Genomic DNA, 15,706 nt, shown 5'->3' with positions numbered 1-15,706 from the left:
ATTGTCCAGGAAATTACCTTATATAATGATTGCATTTGCGGCCGCGATGTGGGGGCTGATTGGCTTTTTTGTTAAAGGCCTAACCAATGCCGGATTCACTGCGATGGAAATCGTGGCAATCAGAGTGATGACTGCTGCCATCATCTTGATCCTGATAGGAATCGTATCATACCGTAACCATTTAAAGATCAGAATGAAGGATTTGTATCTTTTTGTCGGCACAGGAATATTCAGTATCGTCTTTTTTAACTGGGCGTATTTCACGGCCATCAATCTAATGAACATTCCAATAGCTGTCGCCCTGCTGTATACTTCTCCAGCTTTCGTGGCTATCTTATCTTTTTTCTTTTTGAAGGAAAAGATTAACCGGAAAAAACTGATAGCGATTATCTTGACGGTGGTTGGTTGTACACTTGCCGCAGGAATCACAGGACAGGGGGGGACTTCATTTTCTGTCACCAGTATCCTGATTGGTCTTGGAGCAGGATTTGGTTATGCGCTGTATAGTATTTTTGGTAAAGTTGCTTTGAGGAGTTATCACCCTTATACTGTCACATTATATACATTCATTGTCGCAACTGCAGCTCTTGTGCCAACGACCGGCATAGTTAGCAAGGCAACAGCTATTTTCAATGGCGATGTATGGCTTTATGCCCTAGGCTTAGGGATATTCCCGACTGTACTCGCCTATTTTGCATACTCCTGGGGCCTTGAAAGGACAGAAAGCAGTACTGCTGCAGTAGTTGCTACACTGGAACCGGTCGTTGCCACCATGCTGGGAATACTGGTGTATGGTGACAGGCTGGGCGGTCTTCAGATGCTCGGATCCGCATTGATTATCATATCTGTGATATCTATCAATATCTCATTTCCCATCAGAAAGCAAAAAGAGCACTTCACAGTATGATTCAGAGAAAGGAGCCTGGCTCAAACCCCGGCTCCTTTTTACTGTTCGAACTAAAAGCACTTTTTAGTTATTAGTTTAAGCTCAGCGCCAGCCCGAGGAAGAGAAGCGCATGGAACGAAAATCTACAGCAGAGTTTAACAGAGTCTTAATTTAAGTGAATTATTTCACTTAAGATTGTACACAATATTTTGAGGATAAATGTATATAAATTATGGGGCAACTAGACAAAGGATTATCTTTTGTGATAAATTATTACAGTAAAAATCCTTTTGAAAACTACATATTTTAGATCGATGAAAAGGAAAGTAGTTTTTGCTATATTCGATAGCGAGCCGGGGACGGTGGAAGCCTGGTGATGAAGCATAAATGAAGAACACCTTTGAGTTCTAACCGAAAGGGATATCGTGAGTAGGCTTAGACGTTTCCAGCACGTTACAGACTGGGTAGCAGTAGTAAGTTGGTCATTTTATGACAATTTGGGTGGTACCGCGGAAGTTCAGCCTTTCGTCCCTTTTTTGGGGATAAAAGGCTTTTTTTATTGCGAAAAATTACCATAAGGAGGCTAATTATGATTAAGACCGTAGTAAAAGATTTATACAGAAATCAAGAAAATTTTAAAGACAAAACTGTTCAAATTACAGGATGGATCCGTACTCTTCGTGATTCCAAAACGATTGGCTTTATGGAGTTAAACGATGGAACATTCTTTAAGAGTGTACAAATTGTTTTTGAAGATACCCTGGATAACTTTAAAGAAATTACAAAGTTGCCTATCAGTTCTTCTGTTTTAGTTGAAGGTGAATTTGTTCCAACTCCTGAAATGAAGCAGCCTTTTGAAATTAAAGCGACAAAAATTGTCGTCGAGGGATTGTCCGATACAGATTATCCTATACAAAAAAAGAGACATACCCTTGAATATTTGAGAACCATCGCTCATTTACGTCCGAGAGCCAATGCATTCTCAGCCGTTTTCAGGGTAAGATCTCTTGCATCTTATGCCCTTCATAAGTTCTTTCAAGACAAAGGGTTTGTATATGTACATACACCGATTATAACTGGAAGCGATACTGAAGGAGCAGGGGAAATGTTCCGTGTGACATCAATGGACTTGAACCAGCTTCCAAAAAACGAAGACGGAAAAGTGGATGAAGGTGCAGATTTCTTCGGGAAAGAAACCAACTTAACCGTGAGCGGTCAATTGAATGCGGAAAGCTTTGCTCTTGCTTTCCGTAATGTGTATACCTTTGGTCCGACATTCAGAGCAGAAAATTCAAATACGGCACGACATGCCGCAGAATTCTGGATGGTCGAGCCTGAAGTTGCCTTTGCAGAATTACCGGATATCATGGACCTTGGAGAAGAAATGGTCAAGTATGTCATTGATTACGTCTTTGAGCATGCACCAGAAGAAATGGCCTTCTTTAACAGCTTTATTGATAAAACGCTTATTGAAAGATTGCAGAATGCATTAGAATCCGATTTCGGAAGGGTTACTTATAGCGAAGCTGTTGAATTATTAAAGAACTCAGGTAAGGAATTTGAATACCCTGTTGAATGGGGTACGGATTTGCAAACGGAACATGAACGTTACCTTAGCGAGGAAATTTACAAGCGTCCTGTCTTCGTAACCGACTATCCGAAAGAAATTAAGGCATTTTATATGCGCGCGAATGAGGATGGCAAGACAGTTGCCGCGACAGACCTTTTGGTTCCCGGTATTGGCGAGTTAATCGGCGGCAGCCAGCGTGAGGAAAGAGAAGAAGTCCTTGCAAATCGAATTAAAGAACTTGGTATGTCAGAAGAAGATTACTGGTGGTATCTAGAGCTTAGAAAATACGGCAGCACAAAGCATTCTGGCTATGGAATTGGGTTCGAACGACTTGTCATGTATCTAACAGGAATGAAGAACATCCGCGATGTCATTCCATTCCCTCGTACACCAGGAAATGCAGACTTTTAATAAAATAGTAGTAAAAATGAAAAATAGGATGCCGAGGCATCCTATTTTTTTATGGTAAATGCTGTTATAAATCAAAAACAGGGTTTGAAATCTTTTGCAATTTCAAACCCTGTTTTGGTTAACTTATTTCTAAAACTGATTCACGTAAAGTGGTTTTTTAGAAGAACTTATATCCCTTCGATCCAATCGGTGCATTTTCGATCATATCGATGAACGGTATTGTGTATGCGAAAAGGATTAAAAGAACCGTGATACCTAGCCACAGTTTCCAGTTTTCAAATACCATCGGAGTTTTTTCTGCTTGATCAGCAACTTCTCCAACAGGGAATTCTTCTTCCCCTTTAGGTGCGAAGAAAGCAAGGTTGATGAAAATGTAAAGCATCAGGATGATTCCAAGGAAAAGGATCGATCCGCCAACTGCCTGTGCAATCTGGTAAGGAATCCACTCAGCAGCTTGCTCTGAACCGCCATAGGTTGAGAATGATGAACGGCGTGGAGCTCCAAGCAGGCCGGCTGCGTGCATTGCGCCAGACATGAATGTCATTCCGATTGCCCAGACGATACCTTGAATGATTGCTAGTTTATTCATAGCTTTTGTCAGTACCCTGCCTGTGAGGTGAGGGACCAGCCAATAAGAAATCCCGAAGAATGTCAGTACGACTGAAGTCGCAAGTGTCAAATGGAAATGGCCTGTAACCCAGATGGTGTTGTGTACTACCTGGTTCAACTGGTGGGAAGCGTTGATTAGTCCGCCAGCACCAGCAGGAATGAATGCAAGCATGCCGATGAACGGCACTGCGAAACGGGCATCTCCCCAAGGAAGCTTTTTCACCCATCCAAATAAGCCGGTTGATCCTTTTGAACGTCCAAACATTTCAAAGGTCGCAAACAATGAGAATGCGGTCATCAATGATGGGATGACAACAAGGAATGTCAAAATAACCTGAAGAAATTTCCATGCTGGATCAATACCTGGCTCCATCAACTGGTGGTGGAAACCTACTGGAATCGAGAACAACAGGAACAGAATGAATGACATCCTTGCCAATGAATCAGAGAAAATCTTTCCGCCAATGATCTTTGGCACGATTGCGTACCAGGCCATATATGCAGGCAGCAGCCAGAAGTATACTAGCGGGTGGCCGAAGTACCAGAACAATGTACGGCTAACCAACACATCTACACGCTCTACAAGGCCAAGTGACCAAGGAAGCAGCTGGAATAATACAGTAGCAGCGACACCAATCGTAGCTACGATCCACATAAGCGTGTTGACGAGTGACATGAAAGTCAACAGCGGGCTAGGCTTTCCAGGATTAGCTTTTCTCCATGAAGAGTAAGCCATGATGATTGCAGCACCGTCAATCCAGCTTCCGACGATAACAAGAGTAAGTCCTAAGTAAAAGAGTGCGTGTGCTTGTAATGGTGCATAGAATGTATAAAGAACAGAAGCCTGGTTTGTCAGGATCATGATAGCAGCCATTACAGTACCGATGGTCATCGTCCAGAAACCAATCCAGCCAGTCTTTCGCTGTTTATCAGTTAATGTTCCGGATGTTTTGCTCACAAGAGAGAGCTGGAATCCCATAATGAAAAATGTTGTAAGCACGAGTCCAAGTACGACACCATGGATGGTCAGGATCTGGTAGTATCCTGTCCATGAAGGTAATTCGAATTTTCCAGAACGGACAAGGGTCTGGAGCAAACCTGCAAGACCACCGATTGCAAGAGCGATGAAAGCAACATAAAAGTGGGCCATTGCCAATTTGCCGTCTCGGCGGTCAACAACTGTCTTTGCTGATTGTGTATTCATTATTCTACCACCTCGATTTTAGACGACATCATGTGGTGGCCGACACCACAATATTCATTACAAACAATCAGGTAATCACCGGCTTTGTCAAACGTGGTAACGTACTCACTGATATATCCAGGCTCTAGCATCATGTTGATATTAGTGCCTGCAACCTGAAAGCCGTGAATGACATCCTTCGTAGTCGCGATCACTTTTACTTTAGCTCCTTTTGGAACTTCTACCTGTCCAGGGTTGTAGGCAAATGCGGATGCTACAAAAACAAGTTCGTAATCCCATTCCTTTCCTTCAACCTTCTTCAGTCCCGGCTCATCGAAAGGTGCTGTAGTATCTACCTTTTCAGGATTGATTGTTGCAAGACAGCTTGGTGGCTGGTTGCCTAAATAGAAGGCGCTGACCCCAATTACACTTAGGAATACGATCAAGGTCGTAATTCCGAATATCAGCCAGATTTTTTCAAATTTATGAATGTGCATAGCTTCTTTCTCCCCTTTTGGTCTCTCTTAAAAACGATCAACAAATAAGAAATAAACGCCTACCCAAGTAACGATTAAAAAGAATCCTAACAAGAAAACGGATGCAAGTGTTCCTTTCAAGGAAGATTGGTCTTCCACCTTCGTATGGGTTTTCTTCCCGATTCCAGGCTGAGCCATTCCGGTCCACTCCCTTCGTATAAAATGTTCGTTTATAAATGATAAGTACATTCTCATAATACAAAACAATTTGGAAACGTAAATACGGTTTCAAACAGTTCACAAATTGTTCATACCTGATATATTTACTATGTTAATGGTGAAAACGCGTCAATACAGTGATTTAAGTCACATGGTACGAGGGGTAATTGTGAATAATCTGTGAAAATCACCATGTGAAAAAGTGAGCAAAATCACAAATTAACGGATTAGAATGTGATAGATCGACTTGACATTGGAGAACAAAGGAATCTTGACAGCTTTGGTCTCTGCATCTGCAAACCTGTCAAAAAAACAGAGGAATCATGACAGCTTTGGTCTCTTCACCTGCAAAGCTGTCAAAATAACAGAGTAATCTTGACAGCTTTGTCCAATTCGCCATCAAAGCTGTCAAAAAAACAGAGGAATTATGACAGCTTTGGTTTCTCCACCTGCAAAGCTGTCAAAAAAGCAGAGTAATCATGACAGCTTTGTCCAATTCGCCATCAAAGCTGTCAAAAAAGCAGAGGAATCATGACAGCTTTGTTCACTTCACCATCAAAGCTGTCAAAAAAGCAGAGGAATTATGACAGCTTTGGTTTCTCCACCTGCAAAGCTGTCAAAATAACAGAGTAATCTTGACAGCTTTGTCCAATTCGGCATCAAAGCTGTCAAAAAAAGCAGAGGAATCATGACAGCTTTGTCCAATTCGCCATCAAAGCTGTCAAAAAAACAGAGTAATCATGACAGCTTTGTCCACTTCATCATCAAACCTGTCAAAATAACAGTAATTTTCTTTTTGACGTCTAAATGCTTAGTCCTAAAACTAGCGACCATAATCATCCAGAAATTAAAAAACTTCAAATCTAACTAGGGTCAAAGGTAATTAGCTACCTCTTTTAACATCATTAGGTTTTATGAAAAACAGGTATCACCATTCTGCGCAGAGCTAATAAACTAATAGAAAATGGATCTTTCAGGAAGTGGTATATATGCAAAAGTTTTATTGTGAACATTGCCGCCTCATATATGATGAAGTGCGATTATGTAAAAAATGTGGCGGAGCAGCAGAAAAACAAATCTGGATTGAGGTGCAAAATCAGTCCAACGAGAAATAGAGCACCTGGTTTGGTGCTTTTTCTTTTGCCAGGCGAGTAAACCTAATTTTCCTGCGTATTATGTTAAAATTAAGTCAACTTAGTGCAGGAGGATGATGTGTATGTTTTTGCCATCTTTTGATTTGAAGGGTAAAACGGCAGTAGTGACTGGTGCGGGAAGAGGGATTGGCAGGGCGATTGCGATCGGACTTGCTGAAGCTGGAGCAAATGTTGCCTTACTTGCACGAACGGAGGAGGATCTTAAGGAAACTTCATCGGTAATTGAAAAATTAGGGATTAAAACTCTCGTGCTCCCAACAGATGTAACAAATAGGGATCAAGTACATAAATCAATTTCAGCAGTACGCACTGAATGGGGAAAGATTGATATCCTTGTCAATAATGCTGGCATGAATATCCGTTCAAAGGCATTAGAGGCGACGGATGAAGAATGGCAAACGATCATGGATACCAATTTAAAATCAGCCTTCATGATGTCTCAGGAAGCCGGAAAAGTCATGAAGGGACAGCAATCAGGAGGCAAAATCATCAATATCGCGTCTGTAGCGGGGCAAGTAGCCCTGAGGACCGGTGTCGTCTATGCGGCAACTAAGGCAGCCCTAATGCAGATGACAAAGGTGCTCGCGATGGAATGGGGACAATACGGTATTAATGTGAATTCAATTGGTCCATGGTATTTCAAAACACCTCTGACTGAAAAGCTATTGGCAGATGAAGCGTATGTTGAAGACATCCTTGCTGTAACGCCGTTGAAGAGAATTGGGGAATTGCCTGAGCTGGTAGGACCAGTTGTCTTCCTAAGTTCTGACGCAGGAAACTATGTGACAGGCCAAACTTTATTCGTCGACGGAGGTATGACGATTCACGGATTCTGATCAAGAGAAGGTAGAATTACTCAAAGGAGCTCTTCTTAATCCGAATAGCATCTTTACGGTTTAAAGGAAGGATCTATTTTTAACCGAAAAAGGTCACTGACATGAATGATTTTGTTGAAGATCAATCGATTGTCAACTGGTAAAGATTTTATAATGTATAAGGCAAGAGAGCATTGTATAATGAACTTGCACAGCAACTCCTTCAAAACGTTAGGCTTTCCCCGATTGTGGGGAAAGCTTTTTTTTTCGTTTTAGTCTAAGCTAGTTTGACTGTATACTCTCTGGGTAAATGGAAAAAGTAACCGTACATAGATGTGAGGAGAGTATAACATGCCAAGAGTCATATCCATTGCAGAAGCATTGCCGCCATTTACAATAGAACAAGAAAAGGTAATGGATTTCGCAGAAAAGCTATTCAAGGAATCCTTTAAGGATATAAATAGGCTGCTCACCGTTTTCCAGAACGGCCAAATCGAGAAACGCCATTTTGCCAAAGATCTTGATTGGTTCGAAAATGACCATACTTTTGAAGAGAAGAATAATGCCTATATCGAGGCAGCTGTGGAACTTGGGGCAAAAGCGATCTCTAATTGCCTGAAGAGTGATGTATTTTTAAAAGACGAAGTCCCCCTTGAAGAGATCGATGCTATTTTTACCATCAGCAGCACAGGTGTGTCGACTCCTAGCATTGATGCGAGAATAATGAATATATTGCCATCATCACAATACACTAAAAGGATTCCGATTTGGGGCCTCGGCTGTGCAGGTGGGGCAAGCGGGCTTTCGCGTGCTTATGAGTACTGCCTGGCCTACCCGAAGGCGAAAGTACTTGTGCTATCCGTTGAATTATGCAGTTTAACCTTCCAGCGGAACGATCGATCAAAGAGCAATCTGATCGGAACTTCATTGTTTGCAGACGGGGTTGCCTGTGCCATGGTCTGTGGTGATGATTCTGGCTATGAAAATATAATGAAAAAAGATGCTGCACCTAATATTATCGGTACACAATCCACAACGATGCCTGATTCTGAAGATGTTATGGGATGGGAAGTGAAGAATGAGGGATTGTATGTCGTATTTTCGAAGGATATACCGACGATCATCGAAAACTGGCTTCAGCCAAATGTCTTAAGGTTTTTAAATACCAATGGTCTTGATGTTCCAGATCTTGATCATTTTATTGCGCACCCAGGAGGTAAGAAAGTATTGGAAGCCTACGTTTCTGCCATGAAGTTTCCTAAAACAATGACCGAGACTTCCCTGGACGTCTTAAAAGAATACGGGAATATGTCTTCTGCGACCATACTATATGTATTAAGAAGGTTCATGGAGACAGCGAAGGCAGGAGATCTTGGACTCGGTGCTGCACTTGGTCCAGGTTTTAGCTCGGAATTGCTATTGATGAGGTGGGAGTAACGTGGTGTTCCTCATATTTGTCGGATCGATTATCTTTCAGCGGATAACAGAACTGGTCATCGCGAGAAAAAATGAGGCCTGGATGAAAGATCAGGGAGCCGTAGAATTCGGCCAGGGGCATTATCCTGCGATGGTGTCGATCCATACAGCTTTTTTCATATCTTTTATTCTGGAAGTGATCCTATTGGATAAAAACCTTTCAGATTATTGGCCTGTCTTGCTTGCTCTGTTTATTTTTACACAGGCAATGAGAATTTGGGCACTAGCTTCTTTGGGTAGGTTCTGGAATACAAAGATCATCATTCTTCCCGGGGCTAATGTCGTAAAAAGAGGTCCTTATAAGATCATCAAGCATCCAAACTATTTGATTGTTGCGATCGAGTTGATTGTGATTCCATTGATGTTCAATGCTTATATCACAATGGCGGTCTTTACTTTGTTGAATATCCTTATTTTATCTATCAGAATTCCTGCAGAGGAGAAGGCATTGAGAGAGTTGACAAAATATGAATCTGAATTCTCCAATCAGGGGCGTTTCGTCCCGAATTTGTTAAATAAGTGTGACAATTAATCTCCTTCCATTGAAAATGATAATCAATAGTGCTACACTTTTCTTAAGATGAAAATAATTCTCAGTTAAAAAAGAACCTTAAGGATGGTGTCGTACCAATGGTTTCCATGTTAGTTGTTTCGACTATAGCTGCTTATTCCTTACTTATGAAATATGTATTGAGCAATGTACTAAAACCTCATTAAAAAACTATATTCTCATTTAGATTGAAAGTCCGGGCTTAGGTTCGGGCTTTTTCTTTCTGTCCCTGTTTGTGCTTTACTGGAGCAATTAATGTGCTTTTCATTACTTTTTCTAAGGGACGAAAATGAAATTATAGGAAAAGACCGAAAAATCATATAAAATAAAGTTATTCACAATTTTGTCACAAGGGGTTAGAGGAATGGGCCAGACTATTACACAGCAAGATCAAAAGCTTCTTGGAAAGATTTTATCTTTATATAATTTAATGAATACAAATAACGACGAAGATACAGTTGAAAAAGCAAAGGAATTGGGTAGGAAAGCAGTTGAAGAAGAATTTTCAATCGCTTTTTGCGGACACTTTTCTGCAGGGAAATCGAGCATGATCAACAAATTGATCGGTGACAACATCCTGCCGTCAAGCCCAATCCCAACCAGTGCGAATCTGGTGAGGATCAAATCAGGCTCTGAATATGCTAAGGTCATCTTTAAAGACGGCGGGTCTCGTCTGTATCCGGCTCCGTATGATTATGAAACCGTCAAGACGTACTGTAAGGATGGTGAACAAATCCAGGCTATTGAAATCAGCCATATTGGGGCCGAGTTCCTGGAACAGGCAGTCATTATGGATACACCGGGAATTGATTCTACTGATGATGCCCACCGCATAGCGACTGAATCTGCTCTCCATCTGTCAGACATCGTTTTTTATATGATGGATTATAACCATGTTCAATCAGAACTTAATTTCCTTTTTACAAAGGAATTAACGGACGCAGGAAAAGAACTTTACTTGATTATCAACCAGGTTGACAAACATCAGGATGCAGAATTGTCTTTTAATCAGTTTAAGCAAAGTGTTGAAGATTCCTTTGCTGACTGGGGAGTAAAGCATGCAGGGATTTTTTATACGTCGTTGAAATACCCTGAATCACCACATAACCAGTTTCAAGAGCTTCGATCATTTATCATGGAGCGAAAGGGCAAGAGAAAAGAAATACTGCCAGTTTCAATTTTTAAGTCGTTAGAAAAGCTGTCGGAGGACCATTTGGCGAGTCTTCATCAGAATGTTGCTGAAGAAATAGATCAATTTGAGACGATCCTGGAAGGAATCTCTGACAGTGAGCGACAACAGCTGTCAGTAGATCTTGATGACATAAGAAAGCATATTGAAAAAATCCAGGTTGAACGGGACCCAGAACGGGAATTCCGTGATGGACTCAATGATATCTTAAAAAACGCCTATCTAATGCCATTCCAGACCAGGGAGTTAGCAGAAGCTTATCTGCAGTCAAGGCAGCCAGACTTTAAAGTGGGCTTGTTATTTTCAAAACAAAAAACAGAACAGGAACGCTCAGCTAGATTAGACAATTTCTACCGGGAACTGGAGGATAAAGTACAATCCCAGCTCGACTGGCATATCAAGGATTTTTTATCAAAGCTGATCAAGAAGCATAATCTTTCCCAGACAGAGCTGCAGGCAGCAGCAAATGGTTTCAAGATTGAGTTCCAAAAAGAGCTCCTCTCAGATGCCGTTAAACCTGGTGCGAGACTATCTGGGGACTATGTCCTCAACTATACAAATGATGTCGCTGAGGCATTGAAGAATCTCGCAAGAAGAAGGCTTGAGCCAATTAAGGGACAGTTCATCGACCATGTAAAAGGTCATGATGATGAGGAGGTAAATGAACTTCTCAAAAAAGAAGAAAACCTCGAGAAGCTTTTGTCCGCATGGAAAGCGTTGGATTCAATACAGGAAAACCTTTCCCAGCAACGTAGACTTGTATCGGAAATTCTCTATGGCGAACCTGCAGAATATAAAGAGGAAGACTTCCTTATTTTTAAAGTTGCCGAAGATGAGCCGGAAGTGATTATAAATAGTGACTCTGTTTCTGCTAACACCACCAGAGAAAAAACCGTTCCATCAGTAGAAGCTCCTGTCGAGCAAGTGGGGAATGGTATAGAGCAATTTCACGAAGAACAACAGCAGCTGGTCGGGAAAATGAACTTTACATCTGAACAGATTGAAGCTATACCTGGCTTGAAAAAAATCGCCCGTGAATTGAAGGATAAAGCTGCACGGTTAAAAGAAAGAGAATTCACTGTTGCCTTGTTTGGTGCATTCAGTGCTGGAAAATCTTCTTTCGCGAATGCTCTGGTAGGGGAGAGAATTTTGCCGGTATCTCCAAATCCGACAACTGCTGCTATTAATAAAATTAAACCGGTCACAACTGAGCATCCTCACGGAACGGTAATTGTCAAAATCAAAAGTTCCGACGAATTGCTGAAAGAACTGGACCGATCTCTAGGATTATTCGGCAAGAACACATCTGATTTCGAGCGAGCGATCGATCAAATCAATAGTATCAAATCCGAGGATAGCGGTTACAGTGCGGCAGAAAAGACGCATTACTCATTCCTGCAGGCCTTTGCCAAGGGATTCAGCGATTTTAAAAACAGTTTCGGGGAAAAGCTTTTGGTGGATCTTGAATCATTCCGAGGGTATGTTGCTGAAGAGGAGAAATCCTGTTTTGTTGAGTGGATTGAGGTTTATTATGATTGTGATCTTACGAGAGAGGGGATAACCCTTGTTGATACACCAGGTGCTGATTCAATCAATGCCCGCCATACTGGGGTAGCTTTTGATTATATCAAGAATTCAGATGCTATTTTATTTGTAACCTACTATAACCATGCGTTCTCAAAAGCTGATCGCGAGTTCCTGATTCAGCTTGGCAGGGTCAAGGATACCTTTGAACTTGATAAAATGTTCTTCATTGTCAATGCCGTTGATTTAGCGAATTCGGAGGAAGAACAGGAAGCCGTTTTAGAGTATGTTGAGGGCCAGCTTGTCCAATACGGCATCAGGAATCCGCATCTATTTCCTGTTTCCAGTTTAAAGGGCCTTAATGGGAAGCTGGAAAATGAGTCTGCCGGAGAACAGCTATTTAATCAATTTGAAAAGGCGTTTTATACATTCATCGCCAATGACCTGATGAATATGGCTGTCGAGGCCGCTGAGGCAAAATGGCGCCAGGCTGTGGGTACGTTCGAAGAAATGATCAGCTCTGCAGAAGAAGACAAGGCAGCGAAAGCTGATAGACGACGAAAACTTCTATCTGAAAAGGAAGAAATGCTGCGTATTTTATCACAAAAGAAATCAGCAGTACTTGAGGAACGCTTGAACCTCGAGGCCGATGAATTGACTTATTACATTCGTCAGCGTGTATTCATCCGTTTCGGTGACTTTTTCAGGGAGGCATTCAATCCTGCGCTATTAAAGGATGATGGACGCAATATGAAGAAGGCCCTTGAAGCAGCGCTCGATGAGTTGATTGAAAGCATTGGATATGACCTGGCTCAGGAGATGAGAGCAACGTCTTTAAGGACCGAAGCGTTTATTATCCGGGTATTAAAAGAGTTCCAGGAAGCTCTGTTAAGTGAACTATTGAAAATTAACTCTTCGGTTTCCATTTCTGCAACAGATAGTGGTCCACTTGCCGGCATAGAATTTGAAACAGCATATCAAAACATTGATCGTACCAAGTTTAGGAAAACCCTTGGTATGTTTAAGAATCCTAAATCCTTCTTTGAGAAGAATGAAAAGAAATTAATGGCGGATGAACTTGAAAAACTTTTACATGGACCTGCAGGTGAGTATCTTGAAGAAGAGAATGCTAGGCTGAAAAATCATTATCAGCCTGAATTGGTTCGGGAGTTTCTAAAAGTCCAGGAGGATTTTTCAGAGCAGATCACAGAGTATTTTGAAGGGATTACGTCTGCACTTGATGATAACTTCTCTATTGATACCGTTAAAAGGGCACTGTTAAATATTAAAAACTTTCAATAAAGGTTGAGTGCAAAGATGACGATTAATAGATTTCATGCATGTGCTACTTGTGTTAATTTTCAGGCTGAAAAGCTGAATGGCAAAATGAACTACCATTGTGGCAGGCTTGGCTATGAAACGAAGAGCCATTATAAATTTTCCTGCTGGGACCCTAAAGAACACGTAAAAAATTTGATGTCCAAAAAAACTACCTGAGGAGTGGTTTCCTTGCAAAATCATGTAGATTCTGAATGGCTTAATGACCATCTAGGAGACGGGAATACAAGAGTTGTCGATTGCCGTTTCAAGCTTGGGAGTCCTGACGAGGGCAGGCTTCTATATGAACGCAGTCATATTCCTGGTGCAGTTTATTTCGATCTGGAAAAAGACCTGTCCGGTACAGTCAGGGAACATGGAGGCAGACATCCGCTCCCGGAAACAACTCAGTTTAAAGAAAGGCTGCAAGATGCCGGGATTGATAATAATACAACAGTTATTGTTTACGACGGAAAGGAAGGAGCGTTCGCCTCAAGGTTGTGGTGGCTTCTTAAATACGTTGGGCATGAAAAAGTCTATATCCTGAACGGAGGCTTCGATGCATGGGAGAAGTCTGGCTATCCAGTTGACCATTCCGTACCACATTATGAGACTGCAAAATACACCGTTGCAGAAAATCATGAAATGCTGGCTTCCTATGAAGAGGTGAAAGATATCGCACTAAAAGGGGCGGGTAGTACGGTCCTTATTGATTCGCGAGAAAGTAAAAGGTACCTGGGGATCGAGGAGCCAATCGATCGAGTTCCAGGCCATATTCCAACAGCGATCAATAAGCCGTGGATGGAAGGCTATGAAAATGGATCTTTTAAGCCTAGTGCTGAACAGAAAAAGAGATTTGCAGAACTTAATCCTAATCAGCCTATCATTGTTTATTGCGGATCTGGAGTAACAGCTACGCCGAATTTTATCGCTCTAAAAGAAGCTGGATTCAAGAATGTCAGGCTTTATGCCGGAAGCTACAGCGATTGGGTTTCCTACAAAGACAATCCAGTCTCAAGGAGTGAATAAAGTTTTAAGAAAAGCGGGCTCTTTGATGCACTTCCACAGCGTTAGTTCACTAATTGAAGAATCGTTATTTTCGGAATATAAAAGGGAACTCCGAGAGTTATGTTATAATATCAAAGTTGACTTTTTAAATTAGGCTTCAAGCCTTTAAAATAGAGCAATGGCTCAAATTTTACCAAATGGAGGTACCAACTTGGAAAATAATAAAACTTCTCTAATGCTAGTTGACGGGATGGCTTTGTTGTTCAGAGCATTCTATGCAACAGCTGTTTCCGGACAGTTCATGATAAATTCCAAAGGGGTCCCTACAAATGCGATCCACGGTTTCATCAAACACTTTGCGACTGCAGTTGCAAATTTCAAGCCTACCCATACTGCTGTATGCTGGGATATGGGCAGTAAAACCTTCCGTACGGAAATGTTCGACAATTATAAAGCGAATAGACCTGAGGCACCTGTTGAGCTGCTGCCACAGTTTGACCTTGTCAAAGAGGTAGTGGAAGCCCTGGATGTACCAAATATTGGCTTGCGGGGCTATGAAGCGGATGACTGTATCGGCACGATTGCCAGGACGGTTAAGGAAGTGGATTCGGTTACGATTTTGACAGGTGATAAGGATATTCTCCAGCTGATCGATGACCGGGTTTCTGTCATCCTGCTACAGAAGGGCTATGGCAATTATCTAGTCCACGATCGCAATTCCCTGTATGCTGAAAAGGGTATCTGGCCTGAGCAGATGATTGATTTGAAGGCCTTCATGGGAGACCCAAGTGATAACTATACTGGAGTCCGTGGGATTGGTGAAAAGACCGCTATTAAGCTGCTCCAGGAACATAGGGATGTTGAAGGTGTCATCGCGAACCTCCATCTATTGACAAAATCACAGCGGGCCAAAATCGAAGCTGACCTTGAAATGCTTCATTTAAGCAGACAGCTAGCCGAGATTAAATGTGATGTACCTGTTGAATGCAAGATGGACGACGCTAGATTTAAAATTGACCGGGAAAAGCTGCTTGATAAGTTCAATGAAGTTGAACTTAAAGGGCTGCACCGTTTGTTCGAATACGAAACGATGCACGCTTAAAGGAAACGGCTGGTTTTTATACCAGCCGTTATTTTTTATCGTGTAGGAAATTATAAAAATTATTTAGTTGTGGATAAATACATGTAGTATTCTTAATCTAGCTCCAGCGCCTAGCCCCTCGAGACGCTTCGGTCCTGCCAATGAAGTCAAAGAACGACTTCACTGGCAGGCCCTCCAGCGCTTGTCGGGGCTGAACAAGGCGCTTGCGCTTTTTGTT

Annotated in this window: 11 protein-coding genes and 1 other annotated feature; of the genes, 8 read left to right on the top strand and 3 right to left on the bottom strand. The window is 41.8% G+C overall.

Annotated elements, in window-relative coordinates:
* Window position 1 precedes the first annotated feature (1 nt).
* Both AC0VX7_RS15405 and asnS read left to right on the top strand, forming a co-directional pair.
* A complete protein-coding gene (locus AC0VX7_RS15405; protein WP_475424946.1) occupies window positions 2–907 on the top strand; it encodes a DMT family transporter in 906 nt (301 codons plus the stop codon).
* A 284-nt stretch (window positions 908–1,191) separates the two neighbouring features.
* Window positions 1,192–1,422 (top strand) — a binding site (T-box leader).
* A gap of 53 nt (window positions 1,423–1,475) precedes the next feature.
* On the top strand, window positions 1,476–2,867 hold the full coding sequence (gene asnS, locus AC0VX7_RS15400; protein WP_475424945.1) for an asparagine--tRNA ligase: 1,392 nt from the start codon (window positions 1,476–1,478) through the stop codon (window positions 2,865–2,867).
* A 157-nt stretch (window positions 2,868–3,024) separates the two neighbouring features.
* Here asnS and AC0VX7_RS15395 read toward each other — a convergent pair whose 3' ends face one another.
* The 3 genes from AC0VX7_RS15395 to AC0VX7_RS15385 are packed head-to-tail and all read right to left on the bottom strand — an operon-like array spanning window position 3,025 to window position 5,333.
* Window positions 3,025–4,680, bottom strand: a complete 1,656-nt coding sequence (locus tag AC0VX7_RS15395) for a b(o/a)3-type cytochrome-c oxidase subunit 1 (protein ID WP_475424944.1) — start codon at window positions 4,678–4,680, stop codon at window positions 3,025–3,027.
* Window positions 4,680–5,156, bottom strand: coding sequence for a cytochrome c oxidase subunit II (locus AC0VX7_RS15390; RefSeq protein ID WP_215036601.1), 477 nt, complete (start codon window positions 5,154–5,156; stop codon window positions 4,680–4,682). The genes AC0VX7_RS15395 and AC0VX7_RS15390 overlap by 1 nt, the downstream gene beginning before the upstream one ends.
* Window positions 5,157–5,183: 27 nt before the next feature.
* Window positions 5,184–5,333, bottom strand: a complete 150-nt coding sequence (locus tag AC0VX7_RS15385) for a hypothetical protein (RefSeq protein WP_023627611.1) — start codon at window positions 5,331–5,333, stop codon at window positions 5,184–5,186.
* A 1,237-nt stretch (window positions 5,334–6,570) separates the two neighbouring features.
* On the opposite strand from AC0VX7_RS15385, the gene AC0VX7_RS15380 reads away from it, so the two are divergent.
* The 6 genes from AC0VX7_RS15380 (at window position 6,571) to AC0VX7_RS15355 (ending at window position 15,489) form a co-directional block, all read left to right on the top strand.
* Window positions 6,571–7,344 (top strand): SDR family NAD(P)-dependent oxidoreductase, encoded by a 774-nt coding sequence (locus AC0VX7_RS15380; protein ID WP_475424943.1) that lies wholly within the window; start codon window positions 6,571–6,573, stop codon window positions 7,342–7,344.
* 330 nt (window positions 7,345–7,674) lie between these two features.
* Window positions 7,675–8,760: a type III polyketide synthase gene (locus AC0VX7_RS15375; RefSeq protein WP_475424942.1), complete on the top strand. Its 1,086-nt coding sequence runs from the start codon at window positions 7,675–7,677 to the stop codon at window positions 8,758–8,760.
* 1 nt (window position 8,761) lies between these two features.
* A complete protein-coding gene (locus AC0VX7_RS15370) occupies window positions 8,762–9,331 on the top strand; it encodes an isoprenylcysteine carboxyl methyltransferase family protein (RefSeq protein WP_475424941.1) in 570 nt (189 codons plus the stop codon).
* 382 nt (window positions 9,332–9,713) lie between these two features.
* Entirely contained in the window at window positions 9,714–13,364 is a 3,651-nt protein-coding gene (locus tag AC0VX7_RS15365; RefSeq protein WP_475424940.1) for a dynamin family protein, read from the top strand.
* A 198-nt stretch (window positions 13,365–13,562) separates the two neighbouring features.
* Window positions 13,563–14,408 (top strand): sulfurtransferase, encoded by an 846-nt coding sequence (locus AC0VX7_RS15360; protein WP_475424939.1) that lies wholly within the window; start codon window positions 13,563–13,565, stop codon window positions 14,406–14,408.
* A gap of 214 nt (window positions 14,409–14,622) precedes the next feature.
* On the top strand, window positions 14,623–15,489 hold the full coding sequence (locus AC0VX7_RS15355) for a 5'-3' exonuclease (RefSeq protein WP_475428170.1): 867 nt from the start codon (window positions 14,623–14,625) through the stop codon (window positions 15,487–15,489).
* The last annotated feature ends 217 nt before the right edge of the window (window positions 15,490–15,706 follow it).

The organism is Mesobacillus sp. QJM3NY_10 (genome assembly GCF_056173465.1).
Note: the sequence above shows the minus strand (reverse complement) of the source record. Positions and strands in the feature narration are given on the sequence as shown.

Bases quoted from the DNA above. Each gene is read 5' to 3' on its own strand.
- AC0VX7_RS15385 (WP_023627611.1), bottom strand. From the start codon at position 5,333: ATGGCTCAGCCTGGAATCGGGAAGAAAACCCATACGAAGGTGGAAGAC.
- AC0VX7_RS15375 (WP_475424942.1), top strand. From the start codon at position 7,675: ATGCCAAGAGTCATATCCATTGCAGAAGCATTGCCGCCATTTACAATA.
- AC0VX7_RS15390 (WP_215036601.1), bottom strand. From the start codon at position 5,156: ATGCACATTCATAAATTTGAAAAAATCTGGCTGATATTCGGAATTACG.
- asnS (WP_475424945.1), top strand. From the start codon at position 1,476: ATGATTAAGACCGTAGTAAAAGATTTATACAGAAATCAAGAAAATTTT.
- AC0VX7_RS15365 (WP_475424940.1), top strand. From the start codon at position 9,714: ATGGGCCAGACTATTACACAGCAAGATCAAAAGCTTCTTGGAAAGATT.
- AC0VX7_RS15395 (WP_475424944.1), bottom strand. From the start codon at position 4,680: ATGAATACACAATCAGCAAAGACAGTTGTTGACCGCCGAGACGGCAAA.
- AC0VX7_RS15355 (WP_475428170.1), top strand. From the start codon at position 14,623: ATGCTAGTTGACGGGATGGCTTTGTTGTTCAGAGCATTCTATGCAACA.
- AC0VX7_RS15380 (WP_475424943.1), top strand. From the start codon at position 6,571: ATGTTTTTGCCATCTTTTGATTTGAAGGGTAAAACGGCAGTAGTGACT.